The organism is Rhodoplanes azumiensis, from assembly GCF_042682915.1.
In the GTDB taxonomy this organism is placed as follows: Bacteria; Pseudomonadota; Alphaproteobacteria; order Rhizobiales; family Xanthobacteraceae; genus Rhodoplanes; species Rhodoplanes azumiensis.
The window spans coordinates 76096-97392 of sequence record NZ_JBHUIW010000024.1; the positions used below are offsets into that span (position 1 = coordinate 76096).

Genomic DNA, 21297 nt, shown 5'->3' on the forward strand with positions numbered 1-21297 from the left:
GACACCCGGACCGATCGCCGGACGCCGCCATGCTCGAACCTCCCGCCGACTGCCTCGCCATCGACGGCCTCGCGGCCGATGTCGCGGTTCCGCTGGTCGTCGATCTCGACGGCACGCTGCTGCTCGGCGATACGTTGGTCGAGTGCTTCAGCGTGGTGCTGTTCAAGAATCCACCGGCCGCGGCACGGGCGCTGCTCGGTCTGCATGACCGGGCCGCCTTCAAGCGGAGGCTCGCCGGCCAGGCGCTGCTCGAGCTCGCCGACATGCCGTGGCGCGCCGAGCTCGTCGCCCTCGTGCGCGCCGAGCGGGCGCGCGGCCGCGCCGTCCATCTGGTCACGGCGGCCGACCAGGCCGTCGCCGACGGCGTCGCCGAGGCGCTCGGCCTGTTCGACAGCGCCACCGGCAGCGACGGGGTCCGCAACCTCAAGGGCACGGCCAAGCTCGCGCATCTGCGCGAGCGGTTTCCGGACGGCTTCCTCTATGCCGGCGACAGCCCGGCCGATCTGCCGCTATTCGCCGCCGCGCGGGGCGCAGTGCTGTGCGACGTCGCCGGCCACGTCGCCGCCGCGGTCGAGCGCTGCGGCACGCCCGTGCTCGCCACCCTGTCGCGACCGCGACCCGGCGTCCGCATCTGGCTGAAGGCGCTGCGGGTGCACCAGTGGTCCAAGAACGTGCTCCTGTTCGTGCCGCTGTTCGTCGGCCACGTGTTCGACGACCCGCGCAAGGTCGCGACCGCGATCGCCGGGTTCCTGGTGCTGTCGCTGATGGTGTCCGGCACCTATCTCCTGAACGACATCGCCGACCTCGGGGCCGACCGCAAGCATCCGACCAAGCGGCAGCGTCCGTTCGCGAGCGGCGCACTCCCGCTCTCGCTCGGCCTCGTCGCCGCACCCCTGATGATCGCCGGCGCGCTCGTCGCCGCCGTCCTGCTGTCGCCGGCTTTCGCGCTGCTGCTGATGCTCTATCTCGCGCTGACCACCGCCTACACGCTGACGCTCAAGCGCGAGCCGCTGACCGACGTGTTCGTCATCGGCGGCCTGTTCACGCTGCGCGTCGCGATGGGCGCCGCCGTGCTCGGCATCGCGCAGTCGCCCTGGCTCTTGTCCTTCGCACTCGCGTTCTTCGTGTCGCTGGCGCTCGCCAAGCGCCATGCCGAGGTGATCCGCGCGTTCCGGGCCGACACCCGCGAGATCGCCGGCCGCGGCTATCGCGGCGAGGACTGGCCGCTGACGCTCGCCTTCGGGATCGGCACCGGGCTGTTCTCGCTCGTGATCATGCTGCTCTATCTCGCCAACGACGCAGCGCCCTCCGGCTTCTACCGGCACACCGCTTGGCTCTACGCCGTGCCGGTGCTGATGGCGCTGTGGCTGCAGCGCATCTGGCTCATCGCCCAGCGCGGCGAGCTCGCCGACGATCCGGTCGTCTTCGCACTGAAGGATCCGCGCAGCCTGGTGCTCGGCGCGATCGTCGGCGCCGCCTTCTTCGGGGCGATCTGAAGGCGTCGTGCCCCGAACCTCGCCCCGTCATCCTGAGGCGCTCGCGCAGCGAGCCTCGAAGGATGCGGCCCCCGAGCACGGGCCGTCGCCCTTCGAGGCCCGGCTTCGCCGGGCACCTCAGGGTGACGGGAAGAGCCGTTGCCGTGTTCTCACGTGCGCTGATAGACGTCCTCGAGCCGGACGATGTCGTCCTCCCCCAGATAGCTGCCGGTCTGCACCTCGATCAGCTCGAGCGGGATCTTGCCCGGATTGGCGAGGCGGTGGACCGTGCCGATCGGGATGTAGATCGACTCGTTCTCGTGCACGATCTTGCTCGTCTCCCCGGTCGTCACCTCGGCGGTGCCCCGCACCACGATCCAGTGCTCGGCCCGGTGATAATGCCGCTGCAGCGACAGCCGGGCGCCCGGCGACACGACGATGCGCTTCACCTGATAACGTTCGCCGCGGTCGAGCGAGTCGTAGTGGCCCCACGGCCGATGGCAGAGCCGATGCGCCGTCGCCTCGCCGCGGCCCTGCCTCTTGAGGGCCGCGACCGCGCCCTTGACGTCCTCGGCGCGCGAGCGCGGCAGCACCAGCACGGCGTCCGGCGTCGTGACGATGACGAGATCCTTGACGCCGAGCGCCACGGTGAGCCGGTCCTCGGCATGGATGACGCAGTCCTGCGTCTCGAAGGTCGCGGCCGGGCCGGACACCACGTTGCCGGCGCCGTCGCGCTCGGCGATGTCGAACACGGCGTCCCACGAGCCGATGTCGGACCAGCGGAAGCGGCCCTCGATCACGGCCGTGCGGTCGGTGCGCTCCATCACGGCGTAGTCGATGGACTTCTGCGGTGCGGCCCCGAAGGCCTCGGCGTCGAGCCGCACGAAGCCGAGATCGAGCGACGCCTTGTCGACCGCGGCCGTGACGGCGCGCGCCATCTCGGGCTCGAAGCGGGCGAGCTCGGCGAGCAGCGTCTCGGCGCCGAACAGGAAGTTGCCGGAGTTCCACAGATAGCCGTCGGCGACGTAGCGGGCGGCCGTCGCCGCGTCCGGCTTCTCGACGAAGGCGTCCACCTTGGCGACGCCCGCGACGCCGAGGCTCTCGCCGCGGCGGATGTAGCCGTAGCTGGTCTTGGGCGACGCCGGCAGGATGCCGAAGGTGACGATGTTCCCTTGCCGGGCGGCATCGAGGCCGGCCGCGCAGGTCGCCTCGAACACGTCCTGATCGAGGATGACGTGGTCGGCGGCGATCGCCAGCACCACGGCATCGGGGTCGCGGCTGCGAGCGAGCGCCGCGCCGGCCGCGATGGCCGGTCCCGAATCGCGCCGCAGCGGCTCGAGCACCACGGTCGCGTCGATCCCGAGATCCGCCGCCTGGGTCTTGGCGAAGAAGCGGAAGTCGTTCGCCGTCATGACGATCGGCGGGGCGAACAGGTCCGGATTGGAGACCCGCGCCAGCGCCTGCTGGTAGGTGGAGCGATCGCCGACCAGGGGCAGGAACTGCTTGGGCATCGCGTCGCGCGACACCGGCCAGAGGCGCGTGCCGGACCCGCCGGCGAGCAGGAGGGGGACGATGCGGGGACGAGCCATGAGGAAACCGTTCGAGAACCCTGAACTGACCGAGCCCGCCGGCCGACGTGCCCGGGGGCGCGCGCCTGCCGCGAGCGAGACGACCGCGACAGCCACGGGGCGTGACGGCGCACCGCGCCTGCTTAAGCCATTTTCCGGCGGAACGGAAACGCGACCCGGGCGTGTGGTGAACCGGGCGGCGCCGCGGCCCGCGGCCCGCCGCACCGGGATAATCGGATCGCCCGACGAAACGACGACGGCGGCGCGACACCGTCTCCGGACGACCCGAATCCGGGGCCGGCCGGCTTTGCGGCACCGAACCGACCGTCTAGTCTCGCCGAATGAACGACCAGAGCACCGGCGACCTTCATTTCTACCAGCCCGCGGCCGGCCACGGCCTGCCGCACGATCCGTTCAAGGCCATCGTGGCGCCCCGGCCGATCGGCTGGATCTCGACGCTGAGCCCGGACGGCGTTCCGAATCTCGCGCCCTACAGCTACTTCAACGCGGTCTGCGACAAGCCGCCGATGATCGCGTTCTCGTCTCAGGGCCGCAAGCACAGCCTCCTGAACGCCGAGGCGACCGGCGAGTTCGTGTGGAGCATGGCGACCCGCGATCTCGCCGCCGCCATGAACGCCTCCTCGGCGACCGTGCCGGCCGACGTCGACGAGTTCGCGCTGACCGGCCTCGCGCCCGCGCCGAGCCGGCTGGTCAGGCCGCCGCGCGTCGCCGCCTCCCCGGCGGCGTTGGAATGCCGGGTCGTCCAGATCGTCGAGCTCAAGGGCGTCGACGGCCGCTCGGCCGACCACTGGCTGACGATCGGCGAGGTGGTCGGAGTCCACATCGACACGGCCTATCTGCGCGACGGCCTGTTCGACACCGGCAAGGCGAACCCGATCATGCGCGGCGGATACCGCGACGAGTATTTCGAGGCGGTGCCCGAGACGTTGTTCCGGATGACGCGGCCGAAGTGACGGCGTCCGGTCATCCCGGCATCACATCCGGCACGACCGGGCCGCCGGCGCGCTCCGGGGCTTGGCCGGACCTCTTGAGGATCCCGGTGGTCGAGTGGCCGGGCACGAGATCGACCAGCACCACCTCGCCGCCATAGGCCGCCACCACGTCGTGGCCGACCACCTGGTCGACCCGGTAGTCCGAGCCCTTGATCAGCACGTTGGGGCGAAGACGCTTGATCAGCTCGATCGGCGTGTCCTCCTCGAACACGGCGACGAGGTCGACGGCCTCGAGCGCGGCGAGCACGTCGGCGCGGGCGACGACGTCCTGGATCGGCCGCCCCTCCCCCTTCAGGCGCTTCACCGAGGCGTCGCTGTTGAGGCCGACGACGAGCCGGTCGCAGGTGGCGCGCGCCCGGCTCAGCACCCGGACATGACCGGGATGCAGAATGTCGAAGCAGCCGTTGGTGAAGCCGATGCGCAGTCCCTGCGCCCGCCAGGCCGCGACCCGCTCGACGAGCAGCGCGTCGTCGAAGACGATCTTCTCCTCCGAGGCGAGCGCCGCGGCCGGCAGGAGCTGCGAGCGCAGCTCGAGCACCGAGACGGTCGCGGTGCCGCGCTTGCCGACCACCACGGCGGCGGCGGCGTTCGCGGCCCGCATCGCCGCCTCGAAGCCGGCCTCGGTGGCGAGCATCAAGGCGAGCACGGCGACCACGGTGTCGCCGGCGCCGGAGACGTCGCGCACCCGCACCGGCGCCGCCGGCACGTGCACGGCCGCTCGCCCCGCCTCCTTGAGCAGCATCCCCTCCTCGCTCAGCGTGACGAGCAGGGCGTCGCTCTCGGCCGCGCGGCGCAGCTCCTCGGCCGCGACCGCGACCGTGTCGAGATCGGCGAGCGGCCGGCGCGAGGCCTCGCCGAGCTCCTTGCGGTTCGGCGTGATCAGGGTGGCGCCGCGATAGACCGAGAAGTCGCGGCCCTTCGGATCGACGATCACGGGCTTGCCGAGCGCCTTCGCCCGCGCGATCACGCCGCGCACGACGCGGGGCGTCAGCACGCCCTTGGCGTAGTCGGACAGCACCACGGCGCCGGCGTCCGGCAGCACGGCCTCCACCTGGGCGAGGATCTCGTCCTCGATCGCCTCCGGCACGGGCGCGGCGCGCTCCCAGTCGGCGCGCAGGAGGTGGCTCGAATAATGCTCGGAGACGAAGCGCAGCTTTCGGATGGTCGGCCGCTCCGGATCGACCACGAGCCGCGCATCCACCCGTCCGTCGTGCCTGGCGAAGGCCTCGCGTAAGATCTGGCCGGCGGCGTCGTCGCCGACGACGCCGACGAACACGCAGGCCGCGCCGAGCGTCGCGATGTTGCAGGCGACGTTGCCGGCGCCCCCGATGGTCGTCTCCTCGCGCTTGACCGCGATCACCGGCACGGGCGCCTCGGGCGACACCCGCGACACCTCGCCGTAGACGAACTGGTCGAGCATCAGGTCGCCGACGCAGACGACGGTCTGCGAGGGGATGCGCGAGAGGGAGACTTCGACGTCGAGCATGGGGCCTGCCGATCGGGGCGTGTCTTCAGGACATCGGTTCCGTCATCCTGAGGTGTCCGGCGCAGCCGGGCCTCGAAGGATGAACGGCCGATGCAGGGGCCGTCGCCCTTCGAGGGCTGCGCTCCGCGCAGCCACCTCAGGGTGACGGGGACAAGATAATTTCATCGGTACCGGTCCGCCCGGTCGAGGAAGCCGGTGACGTAGCGGCCGACCGCGTCCTCGAGCCGGGTGAAGCCGCCGTTGTAGCCGGCCCGGCGCAGCTTCTCGACCGAGGCCTGGGTGAAGTACTGGTACTGGTCGCGGATCGACAGCGGCATGTCGATGTACTCGATCCTGGCCGACTTGCCGAGCGCCGCGAACGCCGCCGTGATCAGATCGCGAAAGCTGCGCGCCTCGCCGGTGCCGACGTTGAAGATCCCCGACACGGTCGGCGTGTCGAGGAACCAGCGCAGCACCGCCACGGCATCGTCGACGCAGATGAAGTCGCGGCGCTGGTCGCCGTCGGCGATGCCGTCGCGGTGCGACTTGAACAGCGTCACCGTGCGGTCCGCCTTGACGTCCTCGAATCGCTTGGCGACCAGGCTCGCCATCTCGCCCTTGTGGTACTCGTTCGGGCCGAACACGTTGAAGAATTTGAGGCCGACCCATTGCGGCGGCAGCGGCTCGCCCCGCGCCTCGCGGCCCTTGAGGGCGAGGTCGAACAGGTGCTTGCTCCAGCCGTAGAGATTCATCGGCTTAAGCTTGCGCAGGGCGGCGAGATCCTCGTCGTCGACGAAGCCGCCCTCGCCGTTGCCGTAGGTCGCCGCCGACGAGGCGTAGATGAACGGGGTGCGGTTCCGGGTGCACCAGTCGAGCAGCATCAGCGACAGGCGGAAGTTCGACTCCATCACCTCGTCGCCGTCGCGCGCCGTGGTGTCGGAGTTCGCCCCCATGTGGATGACGGCGTCGAGCCGGCGGCCGTCCAGCCACCAGGCCAGATCCTCGGGCGGCACGAAGTCGGCGATCTCGCGCTTGGCGAGGTTCTTCCACTTCGCCTCGCTGCCCAGCCAGTCGTTGACGACGACATCGGTCCGGCCGGCCTCGTTGAGGCTCGCTACCACGTTGGAGCCGATGAAGCCCGCCCCGCCCGTCACCAACAGCATCGTCGCAATCCCGCCTGCCCGGCCGATCGGCCCGGTCCCGCCCGGCCCCTGGTCGCTCGGCCGTCGGCCGGCCGCCCGGGCCCTGCGCCGGCCGGCCCGGCCGGCCGGGTTCCCTAGCCCCGGCGCCGCCTGTTGTCCAATCGGTGAAGGGTCACCCCTGCGCATCCCCGGAACCCGGCCGGACGCCCCCCCTGGACTTCCGGCGCCGGCCGGGCTAGCGCCTGCCTCCGATGACGCCGCCGGCCACACCGCCATCCAGCTCCCGTCCTGCCCACCCGGGCGGGGCGCCGCTGCTCATCGTGCCGTACATGTGGATCGGCGACTTCGTCCGCTGCCACAGCGTCGTCCGCCTCCTGAAGGCGCAGGATCCGGACCGGCCCGTCGACGTGCTCACCACCGCGATGGTTGCGCCTCTTCTCGACTACATGCCGGGCGTGCGCAAGGGCGTGGTGTGGGATCTGCCGCGCCGCAAGCTCGCCTACGCGCAGCACCGGGCGCTCGCCGAGCGACTGAAGCCGGAGGGCTACGGCCAGGCGCTGATCATGTCGCGCAAGTGGAAGGCGGCGCTGGCGCCGTTCCTGGCCGGCATCCCGGTGCGCACCGGGCTCTTGGGGGAGATGCGGTTCGGCGTCGTCAACGACCTGCGTTTCGGCGAGAAGCGGCTGCCCCGGATGATCGACCAATGCGCCGTGCTCGCCTTGCCGAAGGACGCGCCGCGGCCGGCCGAGTGGCCGGTGCCGCAGCTCGTCGTCCCGGCCGCCGAGGTCGCGGCATGGCGGCAGCGCATGGGGCTGACCGGCGGGCGGCCCGTGGCGGCGCTGGCGCCCGGCGCGGTCGGCCCGTCGAAACGTTGGCCGGCCGAATACTACGGCGAGGTGGCGAAGCGGCTGGCGACGGAGGGCTTCGAGATCTGGGTGCTGGGCGGTCCCGGCGAGACGGCGCAGGCCGAGGCGATCGCCGGCCGCGGCGGCGAGCGGGTGCGCGATCTCACCGGCACGGATTTGCGCAACGCCATCCTGGGGCTGGCCGCCGCCGACGTCGTCGCCTCGAACGATTCCGGCCTCCTGCACGTCGCGGCCGCCATCGGCACGCCGACGGTCGGCATCTTCGGCCCGACCAGCGCCTGGCTCTGGGCACCGCTCAACCCGATCGCCGCCACCATCGAGACGACGACGGACGTGCCGTGCCGCCCCTGCCACAAGCCGACCTGCCGGATGGGCCACCACGCCTGCATGCGGGACATACCGGCCGCGCGCGTGCTGGACGCCGTGCTGCAGGCGAGCCGCGCGATTTCGGCTTGAGTCGCCGCGGATCGTCGGGCACCGGCGACGCGCATCCGTGGCGCTCCCGATTTCGCACGACGGTGCGGTGCTGTACGACCGTCCTGCTCGTGACGTCTGCCGTCGACCCGCCACCGCGCGCCCGGCAATCACGCAACGGACGTGCCCATGAGGTCTTCCGACGGCGCCGAGGCCTGCCGCGTCTCTCCGGATCGCCTCCGCGATTTCGCCTCCGCCGTCTATCGCACGCTCGGCCTCGCCGACGACGACGCGCTGCTGTGCGCCGACTCGCTGGTCCAGGCCGATCTCTGGGGCCATCAGAGTCACGGCGTGCTGCGCCTGCCCTGGTACGCGGCGCGGCTGAAGGCGGGCGTGTGTGATCCGCGCGGAAGACCCGCGATCGTGACCGACGCCGGCGGCCTCGCCGTGGTCGACGGCCGGGACGCGATGGGACAGGTGGTGGCGGCGTTCGGCGCCCGCGAGGCGATCGCCCGCGCCAAGCGGCACGGCATCGCCGCCGTGGCGATGCGGAACTCGAATCATTTCGGCACCGCCATGTATTTCACCCTGATGGCGCCGCCGCAGGGCTGCGTGGCGTTCCTCGCCACCAATGCGAGCCCGGCGATGGCGCCGTGGGGCGGCCGGGAGAAGACGGTCGGCACCAATCCGTGGTCGTGGGCCGCGCCGGCCGGCGACCGCGCGCCGCTCGTCCTCGACATCGCCAACACGGGCGTCGCGCGCGGCAAGATCTATCTCGCCAAGCAGGAAGGTCGTCCGATCCCGGAAGGCTGGGCCATCACGGCGGACGGCGCCCCGACCACCGATCCCACCGAGGCGATCGCCGGCGTGATCCTGCCGATGGCGCAGCACAAGGGTTACGGCATCGCGCTCGTGATGGACATGCTGGCCGGCGTGCTCACCGGCAGCGCCTTCGGCGCGAACGTTCACGGGCCCTATCAGAGCGAGCAGAGGAGCGGCGCCGGCCACCTGATGATCGCGATCGACATCGAGGCCCTGCAACCGCGCGACCAGTTCGCGGCCCGCATGGACGAGCTGATCACGTCGCTCAAGCGCGTGCCGACCGCGCAGGGCTTCGACGAGATTCTCTATCCGGGCGAGCGCGAGGCCCGCGACGACGCCGAGAACCGCCGGACCGGTCTCGACCTTCCGGCCGACACCCGCACCGATCTCGCGCGGCTCGCGGCCGAGATCGGGCTCGCCGACAGGCTGCCGTTCTGACAGGGTGTCCGCCATGCCGACCGCGATCGTCCCCACCTTCGCACATGCGAGACGACGCCTCCGGAGTCACCCCGGGATCGTGTCAGCTCGATGTAAGGATCCGCCCGTGCCGCAATCGCTTGACGAACGCCCGGACCTGCTTCAACGGAGCTGACAGCGGCATCGACCGCGTGCTCCAGCCCACGCCGCTGGAAAGGAAACCGTCCATGACATCTTTCGCGCCGACACGAACTGCCCTGCTTCTCGCGGGGCTCGCTCTCGCGAGCCCGCTGGCCGTCGGTCCGGCCTCCGCCTGGGAGCCGAAGGGACAGGGCGAATGCATCGCCCCGGCCAATCCCGGCGGCGGCTGGGACATCACCTGCCGCACCGCCTCGACGGTTCTGCAGAAGACCGGCGGCTTCAAGGGCTCGATCTACGTCACCAACATGCCGGGGGGCAGCGGTGCCGTGGCGATCGCCAACGTCGTCACCAAGCGCAAGGGCGACACCAACCTGATCGTCTCGGCCTCGAACGCCCTCACCTTCACGGTGGCGCTCGGCCGCACGCCCTACACGTTCAAGGAGGTGATGCCGCTCGCCCAGGTCGGTGCCGAGCTCGGCGGATTCTTCGTGACGGCCGACTCCAAGTACAAGACGCTCGCCGACGTGACGGCGGCCATGAAGGCCGATCCGAAATCCGTCACCTTCTCGGGCGGCTCCGCCCCCGGCGGCCAGGACCACATGAAGGTCGCGCTGTTCGCCAAGGCGATCGGCGTCGAGCCCACCAAGGTCGTCTACGTGCCGTTCCAGGGCGGCGGCGAGGCCCTCACCTCGATGCTCGGAGGCCACACCCAGATCGCCGCGCTCGACATCTCCGAGGCCTCCGGCCAGCTCGAGGCCGGCAAGATCCGCGGCCTCGCGGTGCTGTCCGACAAGCGCTCGACCAAGTTCCCCGACATCCCGACCGCGACCGAGCAGGGCGCCGCCGTCAATTACGTGATCTGGCGGGGCTACTACATGGCGCCGGGCGTGCCGAAGGAAGCCTACGACTGGTGGATCGAGACGATGAAGAAGATGGTCGCCTCGCCCGAGTTCGCCGCCGAGCGCGAGAAGCTCGGCTGGGAGCCGACCACCCGGTTCGGTGACGAGTTCGCCAAGTACGTGAACGAGGAGGCGGCGCAGTACCGCGTCCTCCTGAAAGAGCTCGGCTTCCTGAAATAGGCCGCCCGGCCGCGGCCCGGCGCCTCGACACGCCGGGCCGCGGATCCCGCATCGCACGAACGGGCAAGGATGAGCTCCATGGACGTCGCCACGCGCGGGTCGCTCCGCACCCGCCTCGAAGGCCTGGTGATCCTGCTGGTCGCCGGCGCATACCTGTTCGAGACCTTCAACATCCCGGACTTCTATCAGCTCCCCGACACGCCGGGGCCGAAGACGTTTCCGGAGCTCCTGGGTCTCGTCTTCGCCGTTATGGGGCTGTGGCTCCTCGTCTCGCCGGCGGACCTCGTGGCCCGCATCCGTGCCAAGCGCAACGGCACCGCACCGGCCGCCGACGCCCCCGCGGCGCCACAGGGGAGCCTCCCGGCGCGGCTCGGGCTCGACTGGTACTTCGTCGCGCTGTGGGGCGTCGTCCTCGCCTATCTGTGGTTCATGCCGGACGTCGGCTTCCCGGTCGCGACCTTCGTGCTCCTGTTCGCCTTCACCTGGCTGCTCGGCGAGAAGCGCCTGCACATCCTGCTCGGCCTGTCGCTCGGCGTGACGCTGGTGGTGTTCTTCGGCTTCAAGTACGGCCTGAACGTGCGCCTGCCGCTCGGCGTGCTCGAGCTCCTGGCCTGGTGAGGACGCGATCATGTTCGAGCATCTCCTGAACGGCTTCGCGGTCGCCCTCCTTCCCCTCAACCTCATGATCGCGCTCGCCGGCTGCCTGGTCGGCACGCTGATCGGCGTGCTGCCGGGCCTCGGGCCCACGGCGACGCTCGCCATGCTGATCCCGCTGGTCTTCAGCATGCCGCCGGCGACCGCGCTGATCCTGCTCACCTCGGTCTACTACGGCTCGATGTACGGCGGCTCGACGACCTCGATCCTGGTCAACATCCCGGGCGAATCCGCCTCGGTGATCACCACGATCGACGGCCACAAGATGGCCATGCAGGGCCGCGCCGGGCCGGCCCTCGCCGTCGCGGCGATCGGCTCGTTCATCGCCGGCACCTTCGCGGTGCTGATGCTGACCTTCGTCGGCGCGCCGATCGCCCGCTACGCCCTGCTGTTCGGCCCGGCCGAGTTCTTCGCCCTGATGGTGTTCGGCCTGTGCACGGTGGCGAGCCTCACCGGTACCAACGTGGCCAAGTCGATCATCTCGACCTGCCTCGGCCTGATGATCGCGACCATCGGCATCGATCTCGTCTCGGGCGCGGCGCGCTTCACCTTCGGCAACCCGTTCCTGCAGGACGGCGTCGACTTCGTCGTCGTCGCCATCGGCATGTTCGCGCTGACCGAGGTGGTGATCACGGCCCGCGAGGTGCACGACGGCACCCGGGCCCAGATCGTCAAGGCCGGCAAGGTGTGGATCTCCTGGTCGGAGTTCGTCTACAGCCTGCCGGCGATCCTGCGCGGCACCGTGTTCGGCTTCGTCATCGGCATGCTGCCGGGCGCCGGCGCGACGCTCTCGACCTTCATCGCCTACAATCTCGAGAAGCGCGTCTGCAAGCACCCCGAGCGGCTCGGCACCGGCGACATCCGCGGCGTCGCCAATCCGGAGTCGGCCAACAACGCGGCGAGCGGCGCCTCGCTGGTGCCGCTGCTCACCCTCGGCCTGCCGGGCGGCGGCGCCACGGCCGTGATGCTCGGCGCCCTGATGATGCTCGACATCACGCCGGGGCCGCTGATGTTCGAGAAGCACGGCGCCGTGGTGTGGACGCTGATCGCCAGCATGTATGTCGGCAACACGCTGCTGCTGCTGCTCAACTGGCCGCTGGTCAACGTCTTCGCCCGGGTCATGCGCATCCCGGCCATGTATCTGATGCCGACCGTGCTGGTGATCTCGACGATCGGCGTGTGGTCGCTCAGCTACAGCGCCGTCGACCTGGTGCTGACCGGCGCCGCCGGCCTGCTCGGCTACTACATGCGGGTCAACAAGTATCCGGTCGAGCCCTTGATCCTCGGCCTGATTCTCGGTGGCCGGCTCGAGCAGGCCTACCGTCAGGCGCTGATCATCTCCAAGGGGTCGAACATGATCTTCCTGGAGAAGCCGATCTCGCTGGTGCTGCTGATCTGCGCCGTCGCCTTCCTGTTCCTGCCGATGCTGCTCAAGCGCTCCAAGCAGTACAAGGCCGTCGCGGAGACCGCCGAGGCGGCGTGATCGTCGCTTTCGCGGCGTCCCTCGTCAAAGCCCGGCGCCTCGCGGCGCCGGGCGTTTTCGTGTAGGACGGGCCGAACCACGAGGAGGTCACGGTGCCGTCCGACATCGTCCTGGTCACCGGAGCCAGCGGCTTCTTGGGAGCCGCCGTCGCGACCGTGCTGCGCCGCGAGGGCTTCGCCGTGCGCGTCCTGGTGCGGCCGACGAGCCCGCGCGACAATCTCTCGTCCGACGACGAGGTCGTCGCCGGCGACGTGACCGACGCCGCCTCGCTGGCGCGCGCCATGCGCGGCGTGCGTCACGTGTTCCACGTCGCCGCCGACTACCGGTTGTGGGCACCCGACCCGTCGGTGCTGTTCCGCGTCAACGTGGACGGCACCCGGCTGGTGATGGCGGAGGCACTGCACGCCGGCGTCGAGCGCGTCGTCTACACGTCGAGCGTCGCGACCCTGCGGCTCGCAGAAGGCGTCGTCGCCGACGAGACCATGCCGCTCGACGCGGAGGCCGCGATCGGCGCCTACAAGAAGAGCAAGGTTCTGGGCGAACGCGTCGTCGAGGAGATGGTGGCGCGCGACAAGCTGCCGGCCGTGATCGTCAATCCGTCGACGCCGATCGGCCCGCGCGACATCAAACCGACCCCGACCGGCCGGATCATCGTCGAGGCGGCGGCGGGCCGCATGCCGGCCTTCGTCGACACCGGCCTCAACCTCGCCCATGTCGACGACGTCGCGGCCGGGCACCTGCTCGCGTTGCGGCACGGCGCGGTCGGTGAGCGCTACATTCTCGGTGGCGAGAACGTGTTCCTGCGCGACATGCTGATCGAGATCGCCCGTCGGGTCGGACGCCGGCCGCCCCGCATCGAGCTGCCGCGCCGCGCCCTCTTCCCGCTCGCCTTCGCGGCCGAGGGCATCGCCAAGCTCACCGGCCGCGAGCCCTTCGTCACGGCCGACGGGCTGCGGCTGGCAAAATACCGGATGTTCTTCGACGACCGGAAGGCGAGGCGCGATCTCGGCTACGTCTCGCGTCCTTGGCAAGAGGGCGTCGCCGACGCGCTGGCGTGGTTCAGGCAGGCCGGGATGGTGGGGTAGACGGGGCGACGGCCTTGACCTCCGTCATGCTCGGCCCTGTGCCGGGCATCCACGTCATGCAGCATCGCGACCGCCCAAGACGTGGATGGCCGGGACGAGCCCGGCCATGACGAACTCAGAGCGCGTGACGATCAGCGCAGATCCAAAAACCCGCCCCGGCTCGCCCTGCTCTTCTCCGCCGTCGTGATCACGTCGGCGTCGACGAGCGCCGCCAGCTCGTCGGCGTAGCGGTAGCCCGGCGCATGGCCCGGAAAGGCGTCGGCGGTCGCCGGGTGGAAATAGATCTCGGTGTCGCCCTCCGGCAGGCGCTCCAGCAGCGCGGCCGTGCGGGCGGCCGTCATGGCCCCCGACCAGGCGAGCCCGAACACCTGATCAGGAATCCGAAAGCCGCGCGCCCGCGCCCGCGCCCTGAGGATTCCGGCCCACCAGGCCGTCGCCTTGGCGCCGAACGGCGATGTTCCCTGCCCCGTCGCGTCGACGACGGCGGCCGGCTCGACCGGCAGGCGCACGCCTTTGACGCCGGCCTTTTCGGCCTCCGCCATCACGGCCGCCAGGATGGTCGGGTGCAGGTGAAAGTGCTTGTGGGCGTTGACGTGATCGAGCGTCAGCCCGGTGTCGCGGAACGCCGAAAACTGGGCCGCGACCTCGGACCGCATCTGCGCGCGCACCGACGGCCGCGCGAAGATCTCGAACGCCAGCCGCACCATGTCGCTGCGGAAACGGCCGTGCGCATCGACCAGATCCGGCACCTTTTCACGCGGCAGGACGGGGCGGGACTCGAGCAGCACCACGTGCAGCCCGACCTTCAGATCGGGCAGACGCCGGGCGCGCGCGACCGCGTCGGCCGCCGCGGGCGCGCCGACCATCAGGCTCGCGGCCGTGAGGATGCCGTCGCGATGCGCCTCTTCGACGCCCGCATTCACCTCGACGGCGAGCCCGAAATCGTCGGCCGTGACCACGAGGCGTTTCATAGGGGGCCTCTCTTCACCTCCCCCTGGGCAGCGCGGCGAAGCCGCGCCAGGGAGGTCGACATGCGTCGCACGCGATGCATGTCGGGAGGGGGTGACAGCGACGCCGGTGCGTGGGGCGTCACCCCACCCCGTGCGCGCCTGTTCGGCGCGCCCGACCCTCCCCCTCCAGGGGAGGGTGACGCAACTCGCGCGTCAGCACGCCTGGGCTTCCTTGCGCTCGCGCAGGAAGCGGAAGAACTCGACGCCCTCGCGCAGGCGGCGCTTCATCATCTGCGGGCTGCGCACCATCTCCGAGACGATCGAGGCGATCTTGGGTGCGCGCAGATAGAAGCGGCGGTAGAAGTCCTCGACCGACGTGAAGATCTCGGTGTGGGAGAGGTGCGGGTAGTTCATCGCCGCCGCCTGCACGCCGTGCTGCGAGACGAGCTGCATGTTCTCGTCGAGCAGCCAGCCCTTCTCGATCGCCTCGGCGTAGAGATGCGTGCCCGGATAGGGCGCGGCGAGCGACACCTGGATGGTGTGCGGATTGATCTCGGTGGCGAACCGGATCGTCTCCTCGATCGTCTCCTTGGTCTCGCCCGGCAGGCCGAGGATGAAGGTGCCGTGAATCTGGATGCCGAGGTCGTGGCAGTCCTTGGTGAACTTCTTCGCCACCTCGATCCGCATGCCCTTGCGGATGTTGTGGAGGATCTGCTGGTTGCCCGACTCGTAGCCGACGACGAGCAGCCGCAGCCCGTTGTCCTTCATCACCTTCAGGGTCTCGCGCGAGACGTTGCCCTTGGCGTTGCACGACCACATGATGCCGAGCTTGCCGATCTCGCGGGCCAGCGCCTCGACGCGCGGGGCGTTGTCGGTCAGCGTGTCGTCGTCGAAGAAGAACTCCTGCACCTGCGGGAAGGCGTGCTTCGCATAGCGCAGCTCCTCCATCACGTGGCCGACGCTGCGCACCCGGTAGCGGTGCCCGCCGATCGTCTGCGGCCACAGGCAGAACGAGCAGCGCGACTTGCACCCGCGGCCCGTGTAGAACGACAGGTACGGGTGGCGCAGATAGCCGGAGAAGTAGTTCTCGATGACGAGGTCGCGCTTGTAGACCGGGCTCACGAACGGCAGCGCGTCCATGTCCTCGAGGATCTCGCGATCCGGATTGTGGGTGATCACGCCGTCGCGGTTGCGCCAGGAGATGCCCTTCACGCTCGCGAGGTCGCGGCCTTCGGCGATCTCCTTCACGGTGAAGTCGAACTCCTCCCGCGCCACGAAGTCGATCACGGGCGAGCCGGCGAGGCTGCCGTTCGGGTCGACCATCGCCTTGGCGCCGACCAGGCCGATCAGGGCGCTCGGGTTGGCGGCCCGCACGGCTTCGGCGGTGCGGATGTCGGACGAGAAGGACGGCGTCGAGGTGTGCAGCACCACGAGGTCGCGGGTCTTCGCCTCGGGGAGCACGTCGTCGATGCCGAGCCGGTGCGGGGGCGCGTCGATCAGCTTCGAGCCCTCGACCAGCGCGGCCGGTTGCGCCAGCCAGGTCGGGTACCAGAACGAGCGGATCTCGCGCTTCGACTGATAGCGTGCGCCGGCGCCCCCGTCATAGCCGTCGTAGGAGGGCCCCTGCATGAACAACGTGCGCATCATTTCACGGACTCCCCTTTCGCCGTGGTTCCGGCGATCGTCTTGCGGCCGTCGGGCGTGGCTCCGTTCGTCTCGACGAAGGTGCCGTCCGCCCGCATCCGAAAATCCTGGTCCTTCCAGGTCACCGCGCGGCCGAGGAAACTCGCCACGAACACCGCGAAGGTCAAGAGGTCGCGGAGCGGAACCAGCGGAAGAGCCGGAACGGGACGCGCCAGGGCAACACCCACCCGGAGCGCGAGCACAGCACGACATACAATCGCGGCGACCGCGAGGCCGACCGCCGGACGTCCACCGCCGAACGTCACGGCGAGCAGCGCCGCGGCGAGCGGATGCGTCACCACCGAGCCGAGCCAGCCCGGCGGATCGAGGCTCATCACGGTGCGGGCCCAACGCAGCTCGTGCGCCCACAGGGCTGCGAGGCTCGTCTCGTCGCAACGATGCAGCACGGCGAACGAGGGCACGACCACGGCGAGCCCCTCGGCCCGCACGGCGGCGCCGATCGCGTAGTCGTCGGCGAGCGTGTCGGCGAAGGCCGCAAAGCCGCCGATGGCGTCGAGGGTGTTTCGATCGAGCCCGATCAGGGCGCCGAAGCAAGGTTTCGCGCGGCCGATCTCAAGGCCGAGCACGGCGTTGGGCAGGAAGTGCGAGACGAGACCGAGCGCGACGAGATCGGACCACACGCCGGCCGCGCCCTCCCCGCCGTACAGGCAGGTGACGGCGCCGACGCCGGGCCGCCGCAAGGCCGCGACCACGCGCGAAACATCGTCCGGCCGCAGCCGGATGTCGCTGTCCGACACCACCACGACGCCGTGCCGGATTTTTCCGGCCATGTTGATCAGGTTGGAGACCTTGGCGTTGCTGCCGTGCCGGGTCGGGTCGATCACGAGATCGATGCGGACGGACGGGTACGCCGCGATCAGCCGCTCGACCACGGCGACGGCGGGATCGTCGCGGCTTGCGACGCCGCAGACGATCTGCAGCGGCCCCGGATAGGCCTGGCGGCACCAGGTCGAGAGGTCGTCGAAGAGGCCCGGCGGCGCCCCGTGCAGGGGCTTGAGCACCGTCACGCCGGGTGCCGGCTCGCCGGCCGGCACGCCCGGCGACGGCCGCGCCGCGAAGCGACCGACCAGCACGGCGGCGGTCATCAAATAGACGCAGCCGGCGAATGCCAGCAGCATCAGCAGGACCGCGATCGGGCCGGCCATGACGCTCACGTCGCCTGAGTGTGCGAGGCGGGGCCGGGCGAGGCCGGGTCGGCGGCAGCCGTGTCGCCGCGCGGAGAACGCCAGCGGCGCCCCTCCATCCACTGCCAGACGACCAGGCCCGGCAGGCCGGTGGCGAGATCGGCGACGCGCTTGACCAGCGACAGCGCCATCGCCTGATCGGGCGGAATGCCGAACACGGCACACAGCACGATCAGCCCGCCCTCCTGGGCACCGAGCGCGCCGGGGATCGCGAAGGCGGCGCCGCGGATCGCGTGCATCAGGCTCTCGATCACCAGTGCCTCGGCGAGGCTCACCGGATGGCCCATGAACCAGAACGCGACGAGAACCTCGCCGATGCCGGTCAGCCAGTCGAGATAATGCAGCATGAGGCTCGCGCCCATGCGGCTGCGGCTCGCATGCAGGGCCGAGAGATCACGGAACAGCCGGTCGATCTTCTCGCCGACGACACGCGCCCAGTTGCCGCGGAACCGCGCCAAGATCCAGCCGAACGCCTGGTGGCCGCCGCGCCGCTGGGCGATCCAGAAGCCGACCAGCGCCGGCAGCGCGAGCGCGAGGCCCAAGGCGGCGATCCAGGCGATCGAGGAATCGGCGCCGAGCCAGACCAGCACGGCGAGGCCCGTCAGCGCGAACAGCGCCTGCGTCACGGCGAGCGCCAGCACGTCGACGATGACGCTCGCGGTCGCGAGCGCCCCGGGCACGCCGACGAAGGTGAGCAGGCGCGCGCCCAGCAGATCGCCGCCGACCTGGCCGAGCGGGAGAAGCGCGTTGGCCCCCTCGCGCACGAAACGCAGCGACAAGCAGGTCGAAAGCCGCGGCCGCTCCTTGGGCGGGAACAGCACCCACCAGCCGACCGCGGCGAGGCTCGCCGTGCCGGCTCGTACCAGCACCACGAGGACGATGCCGATCCCGATCGAGGCGACCGCGTCGCGCACCAGACCGGCGCCCGACCAGACGGTCAGGCCGATCAGCACCGCGATGCCGATCAGAAGGCTCAGAAGCCCGGTGGTGCGAAGCCAGCGCATGCGCCGTCCCGAAAAAGCCCGGTCTATCTCGAACCGCCGGGCCGGCGCGCGTCGCGGCTCACCAGAACTGCTGGAACGTGAACGCGCGGGTGAAGCCGAAACCGATCGTCACCTGGTCGGGCGAGCCGCGCTGCACGACGAGCGGCGAATCGGCCGCACTGTCCATCAGGCGTTGATACTCGACATAGACGTGGGTGGCGAGTTCGGGCGTCCAGAAGTAGCGCGCCTGGGCGCCCGCACCGACCGAGTAGAGGCCGCCCTTGGCGTCGTAGACGGGCAGGCCCGACCAATAGGACTGCCAGTAGTCGATGCCGAAATAGGGCTCGAGCGCCTTGCCGGTCGCGAAGGAGACGCGCGGACCGCCCGACAGCGTCAGAGCCGGCGTCACCGGCACGACGAAATCGGCGGTGAGGTCGGCGACCTGGCCCTGGTGGCCGCCGAAGCCCTGGCGCAGCTCGCCGCGGGTGCGCAGCCACGGCGCCCACCAGTACTCGATGAAGGCGCCGACCTCGACGGCCCAGTCGACGTCGCCGAGGCCGTAGAGCGCGCTCGAATCCGATTCCTTGCGCTGGGCGCGTACCTTCAGGTTCGGGCCGATCTTGAGCTGCTGGGTCTCGAACAGGGCGATGCCGGCGCCGTCGCGCGGCGCCCGGAACTGCTCCGGCGTCCCGGCCCGGCGGAACCCGAAGATGGGCGCGGCCCGCACCGTGTAGGTGTCGCCGCCGACGAACTCGCTCTCGACGCGGCCTTCCAGGCCGAGCGTCGCGACCCATTCCGGCTTCGCCGATGCGGTCGTCGCTTTCGACGGATATCCGGTCCCGATATCCGCCGCACCCGCCGTTCCGGCGAGCGCGAGAGCCGTCACGCAAGCCGCGCCGAAGCGCATCACCGTGTTCTGCAAGTCACTGCCCCATTCCGCTGCCCGGCGCCGGAGACCGGTGCCGAGAGTCGTCCCCCGCACGACAAAGCTACACTGCACCCTGACACGGCGCAAAACGCCGCTCGCCGCCTGCCACGACCCGACAGTGGAATGATTTCCTTAACGTCGTCATAACCTTGCCCTAGGCGACTCGACTCGCGCGGTGGCATTTTACGGCCATCGCGGACGGGGCCCGACCAACTTCGTCGAAACCTGTTGCGGCGCAGCCACAAGCGGGGAAAAACACACGCTGAAGGCGCGCTGCGGGCACGCCGTCGCCTGTCATTGCCGTATTGTCGACCGAACCGACCCCGCTCGCGGGGACGGCGGCCGCTGTCGTGCGTCGGGCCGATCGACGTTCATCCCCTGAAGCATGCAAGGAGCGCCACGATGCGCCGAGTCGTCCTCGTCGCCCTCTCCCTCGTCACCCTGCTGCCGGCCCTGACGGCAGCCCGGGCCGAGAATCTCGACCCCGAGGAGCGCTACTCCTACGGCCGCTACACCACGCGTTACTCGGGCGGCGCCTCGCCGATCGCGCGTTCGAGCGTGAGCTTCGACGCCTCCTACGCGCCCGGCACCATCGTGGTGAACACGTCGGAGCGCCGGCTCTACCTCGTCACCGGACCCGGCCAAGCGATCCGCTACGGCATCGGGGTCGGCCGCGACGGCTTCCGCTGGGCCGGCGTGACCGCCGTCTCGGCCAAGAAGGAATGGCCGACCTGGACGCCGCCGGCCCAGATGCGCCGCCGCCAGCCCGGCCTGCCGGCGATGATGAAGGGCGGCATCGACAACCCGCTCGGCGCCCGCGCCATGTATCTCGGGTCGTCGCTCTACCGCATCCACGGCTCCAACGAGCCGGAGACGATCGGCCAAGCGGTATCGTCGGGCTGCTTCCGCATGACCAACGAGGACGTCATCGACCTCTACGACCGCGTCCGCGTCGGCGCCAAGGTGGTGGTGCTGCGGTGACGGCCTCGCGGCACAACCCGCGCAACCCCTGAATCGTCATGGCCGGGCTCGTCCCGGCCATCCATGTCTCGTCTTTCTGCCGGGGTTCATGCGGCGTGACCTTGTCGCCGCCCTTCGTGGCCCCCCCGCGACGAGCGCGGGCATGACGATTCGGCGTCCGGGTGCCCCTAACCCCGACGCGCGGGCGGGTCGCGGGACAGGCCGGCGGCGGCGATCTCGGCAGCGTAGTCGGCCTCCCAGGCGGCGAGGTTACGGCCGCAGTCGAGGAGGTAGTCCCAGCTGAAGATGCCGGAGTCGTGCATGTCGTCGAAGACGAGGCGCACCGCGTAGTTGCCGGTTGGCTGGATCTCCAGGATCTCCACGGCGCGCTTGCCGGCGACCAGCTTGCGCTCGGCCGGCGAATGCCCTTGCACCTCGGCGCTCGGGCTGCGCACCCGCAGGATCTCGGCCGGCAGGACGAAGCGCTCGCCGGACTCGAACGTCACCTCGAGGGCGCGGCGATCCTTGCGCAGACGCAGCTCGGTGGGCCATGGCTTCTGGTCGGCGGGCGTGGTGCTCATCGCTCCCTCTCGTTCGAACGGCTCGTCCGCCGGCGGTACCCGACAGGGGCGCCGGCGCCGATGGTCGGCGCGCGCGGGTCGGTGTCGCAGGCGGGCGTCTCGCCGCGCGGTCCGATCTCCATTATATAGAAAGCTTCGCGATCGCGACCGCGACCACGACCGCGACCACGACCGCGACCACGACCGCGACCGGCGCGCCGGCGCGGCCGCCCGCCGATGCTCCGCCCCGAACCGCCGAGGAGATCCCCGCGATGGTGTTCGAGACAGCGTCGACCCTGGCCGAGCCCCCTGCGTCGCCGGTTCGGGCCGCGGCTCCGGCCGGGCCTGCGCCGCTGGTCGACCCGTTCGGGCGCGCCATCACGTATCTTCGGGTGTCGGTGACG

The 21297-nt window shown here is 70.6% G+C and carries 18 protein-coding genes; 9 read left to right on the forward strand and 9 right to left on the reverse strand.

The features are described 5' to 3' along the window. Nucleotides 1–29 precede the first annotated feature (29 nt). The gene (locus tag ACFSOX_RS18610) at nucleotides 30–1496 is read left to right on the forward strand and encodes a UbiA family prenyltransferase (RefSeq protein WP_378479320.1); all 1467 of its coding nucleotides are present in this window, start codon (nucleotides 30–32) and stop codon (nucleotides 1494–1496) included. A gap of 149 nt (nucleotides 1497–1645) precedes the next feature. On the opposite strand, the gene ACFSOX_RS18615 is transcribed toward ACFSOX_RS18610, so the two are convergent. After that, nucleotides 1646–3064, reverse strand: coding sequence for a mannose-1-phosphate guanylyltransferase/mannose-6-phosphate isomerase (locus ACFSOX_RS18615; protein ID WP_378479321.1), 1419 nt, complete (start codon nucleotides 3062–3064; stop codon nucleotides 1646–1648). A gap of 320 nt (nucleotides 3065–3384) precedes the next feature. Here ACFSOX_RS18615 and ACFSOX_RS18620 point away from each other — a divergent pair, with 320 nt between their 5' ends. Next, complete coding sequence (locus ACFSOX_RS18620; protein ID WP_378479322.1) at nucleotides 3385–4017, forward strand: flavin reductase family protein; 633 nt, start codon at nucleotides 3385–3387, stop codon at nucleotides 4015–4017. Between the two features lie 10 nt (nucleotides 4018–4027). Here ACFSOX_RS18620 and rfaE1 read toward each other — a convergent pair whose 3' ends face one another. Next, a complete protein-coding gene (gene rfaE1 / locus ACFSOX_RS18625; protein ID WP_378479323.1) occupies nucleotides 4028–5542 on the reverse strand; it encodes a D-glycero-beta-D-manno-heptose-7-phosphate kinase in 1515 nt (504 codons plus the stop codon). Between the two features lie 161 nt (nucleotides 5543–5703). Beyond that, on the reverse strand, nucleotides 5704–6684 hold the full coding sequence (gene rfaD / locus ACFSOX_RS18630; RefSeq protein ID WP_378479324.1) for an ADP-glyceromanno-heptose 6-epimerase: 981 nt from the start codon (nucleotides 6682–6684) through the stop codon (nucleotides 5704–5706). A gap of 230 nt (nucleotides 6685–6914) precedes the next feature. Between rfaD and waaF the strand changes: the two genes are divergently transcribed. The 6 genes from waaF to hpnA all read left to right on the forward strand — a co-directional run bounded on the left by waaF (nucleotide 6915) and on the right by hpnA (nucleotide 13624). Next, nucleotides 6915–7985 (forward strand): lipopolysaccharide heptosyltransferase II, encoded by a 1071-nt coding sequence (gene waaF, locus ACFSOX_RS18635; protein ID WP_378479325.1) that lies wholly within the window; start codon nucleotides 6915–6917, stop codon nucleotides 7983–7985. Nucleotides 7986–8132: 147 nt separating this feature from the next. After that, nucleotides 8133–9203, forward strand: coding sequence for an Ldh family oxidoreductase (locus ACFSOX_RS18640; RefSeq protein WP_378479326.1), 1071 nt, complete (start codon nucleotides 8133–8135; stop codon nucleotides 9201–9203). A 206-nt stretch (nucleotides 9204–9409) separates the two neighbouring features. Further along, nucleotides 9410–10402, forward strand: coding sequence for a Bug family tripartite tricarboxylate transporter substrate binding protein (locus tag ACFSOX_RS18645; RefSeq protein ID WP_378479327.1), 993 nt, complete (start codon nucleotides 9410–9412; stop codon nucleotides 10400–10402). Between the two features lie 78 nt (nucleotides 10403–10480). Next, nucleotides 10481–11020: a tripartite tricarboxylate transporter TctB family protein gene (locus ACFSOX_RS18650; protein ID WP_378479328.1), complete on the forward strand. Its 540-nt coding sequence runs from the start codon at nucleotides 10481–10483 to the stop codon at nucleotides 11018–11020. Between the two features lie 10 nt (nucleotides 11021–11030). Next, on the forward strand, nucleotides 11031–12539 hold the full coding sequence (locus ACFSOX_RS18655) for a tripartite tricarboxylate transporter permease (RefSeq protein WP_378479329.1): 1509 nt from the start codon (nucleotides 11031–11033) through the stop codon (nucleotides 12537–12539). A gap of 92 nt (nucleotides 12540–12631) precedes the next feature. Continuing rightward, the gene (hpnA, locus tag ACFSOX_RS18660) at nucleotides 12632–13624 is read left to right on the forward strand and encodes a hopanoid-associated sugar epimerase (protein WP_378479330.1); all 993 of its coding nucleotides are present in this window, start codon (nucleotides 12632–12634) and stop codon (nucleotides 13622–13624) included. Nucleotides 13625–13755: 131 nt separating this feature from the next. On the opposite strand, the gene hpnK is transcribed toward hpnA, so the two are convergent. From hpnK to ACFSOX_RS18685, 5 genes are all read right to left on the reverse strand, one after another. Then, the gene (hpnK, locus tag ACFSOX_RS18665) at nucleotides 13756–14595 is read right to left on the reverse strand and encodes a hopanoid biosynthesis-associated protein HpnK (RefSeq protein ID WP_378479331.1); all 840 of its coding nucleotides are present in this window, start codon (nucleotides 14593–14595) and stop codon (nucleotides 13756–13758) included. A 192-nt stretch (nucleotides 14596–14787) separates the two neighbouring features. Then, nucleotides 14788–16218, reverse strand: coding sequence for a hopanoid biosynthesis associated radical SAM protein HpnJ (gene hpnJ, locus ACFSOX_RS18670; RefSeq protein WP_378479337.1), 1431 nt, complete (start codon nucleotides 16216–16218; stop codon nucleotides 14788–14790). Then, a complete protein-coding gene (gene hpnI, locus ACFSOX_RS18675; RefSeq protein ID WP_378479332.1) occupies nucleotides 16218–17423 on the reverse strand; it encodes a bacteriohopanetetrol glucosamine biosynthesis glycosyltransferase HpnI in 1206 nt (401 codons plus the stop codon). The genes hpnJ and hpnI overlap by 1 nt, the downstream gene beginning before the upstream one ends. A gap of 5 nt (nucleotides 17424–17428) precedes the next feature. Continuing rightward, nucleotides 17429–18466 carry a lysylphosphatidylglycerol synthase domain-containing protein gene (locus ACFSOX_RS18680; RefSeq protein ID WP_378479333.1) on the reverse strand — a complete coding sequence of 346 codons (1038 nt, stop codon included), beginning with the start codon at nucleotides 18464–18466 and terminating at the stop codon, nucleotides 17429–17431. 58 nt (nucleotides 18467–18524) lie between these two features. After that, nucleotides 18525–19367 carry a MipA/OmpV family protein gene (locus ACFSOX_RS18685; RefSeq protein ID WP_378479334.1) on the reverse strand — a complete coding sequence of 281 codons (843 nt, stop codon included), beginning with the start codon at nucleotides 19365–19367 and terminating at the stop codon, nucleotides 18525–18527. 408 nt (nucleotides 19368–19775) lie between these two features. Between ACFSOX_RS18685 and ACFSOX_RS18690 the strand changes: the two genes are divergently transcribed. Next, nucleotides 19776–20354 (forward strand): L,D-transpeptidase, encoded by a 579-nt coding sequence (locus ACFSOX_RS18690; RefSeq protein WP_378479335.1) that lies wholly within the window; start codon nucleotides 19776–19778, stop codon nucleotides 20352–20354. A gap of 167 nt (nucleotides 20355–20521) precedes the next feature. On the opposite strand, the gene ACFSOX_RS18695 is transcribed toward ACFSOX_RS18690, so the two are convergent. Next, nucleotides 20522–20914, reverse strand: a complete 393-nt coding sequence (locus ACFSOX_RS18695; RefSeq protein WP_378479336.1) for a gamma-butyrobetaine hydroxylase family protein — start codon at nucleotides 20912–20914, stop codon at nucleotides 20522–20524. Nucleotides 20915–21297 lie beyond the last annotated feature (383 nt).

Coding starts and splice junctions, on each gene's coding strand:
- ACFSOX_RS18610 (WP_378479320.1), top strand. CDS start 30: ATGCTCGAACCTCCCGCCGACTGCCTCGCCATCGACGGCCTCGCGGCC.
- ACFSOX_RS18615 (WP_378479321.1), bottom strand. CDS start 3,064: ATGGCTCGTCCCCGCATCGTCCCCCTCCTGCTCGCCGGCGGGTCCGGC.
- ACFSOX_RS18620 (WP_378479322.1), top strand. CDS start 3,385: ATGAACGACCAGAGCACCGGCGACCTTCATTTCTACCAGCCCGCGGCC.
- rfaE1 (WP_378479323.1), bottom strand. CDS start 5,542: ATGCTCGACGTCGAAGTCTCCCTCTCGCGCATCCCCTCGCAGACCGTC.
- rfaD (WP_378479324.1), bottom strand. CDS start 6,684: ATGCTGTTGGTGACGGGCGGGGCGGGCTTCATCGGCTCCAACGTGGTA.
- waaF (WP_378479325.1), top strand. CDS start 6,915: ATGACGCCGCCGGCCACACCGCCATCCAGCTCCCGTCCTGCCCACCCG.
- ACFSOX_RS18640 (WP_378479326.1), top strand. CDS start 8,133: ATGAGGTCTTCCGACGGCGCCGAGGCCTGCCGCGTCTCTCCGGATCGC.
- ACFSOX_RS18645 (WP_378479327.1), top strand. CDS start 9,410: ATGACATCTTTCGCGCCGACACGAACTGCCCTGCTTCTCGCGGGGCTC.
- ACFSOX_RS18650 (WP_378479328.1), top strand. CDS start 10,481: ATGGACGTCGCCACGCGCGGGTCGCTCCGCACCCGCCTCGAAGGCCTG.
- ACFSOX_RS18655 (WP_378479329.1), top strand. CDS start 11,031: ATGTTCGAGCATCTCCTGAACGGCTTCGCGGTCGCCCTCCTTCCCCTC.
- hpnK (WP_378479331.1), bottom strand. CDS start 14,595: ATGAAACGCCTCGTGGTCACGGCCGACGATTTCGGGCTCGCCGTCGAG.
- hpnJ (WP_378479337.1), bottom strand. CDS start 16,218: ATGCGCACGTTGTTCATGCAGGGGCCCTCCTACGACGGCTATGACGGG.
- hpnI (WP_378479332.1), bottom strand. CDS start 17,423: ATGGCCGGCCCGATCGCGGTCCTGCTGATGCTGCTGGCATTCGCCGGC.
- ACFSOX_RS18680 (WP_378479333.1), bottom strand. CDS start 18,466: ATGCGCTGGCTTCGCACCACCGGGCTTCTGAGCCTTCTGATCGGCATC.
- ACFSOX_RS18690 (WP_378479335.1), top strand. CDS start 19,776: ATGCGCCGAGTCGTCCTCGTCGCCCTCTCCCTCGTCACCCTGCTGCCG.
- ACFSOX_RS18695 (WP_378479336.1), bottom strand. CDS start 20,914: ATGAGCACCACGCCCGCCGACCAGAAGCCATGGCCCACCGAGCTGCGT.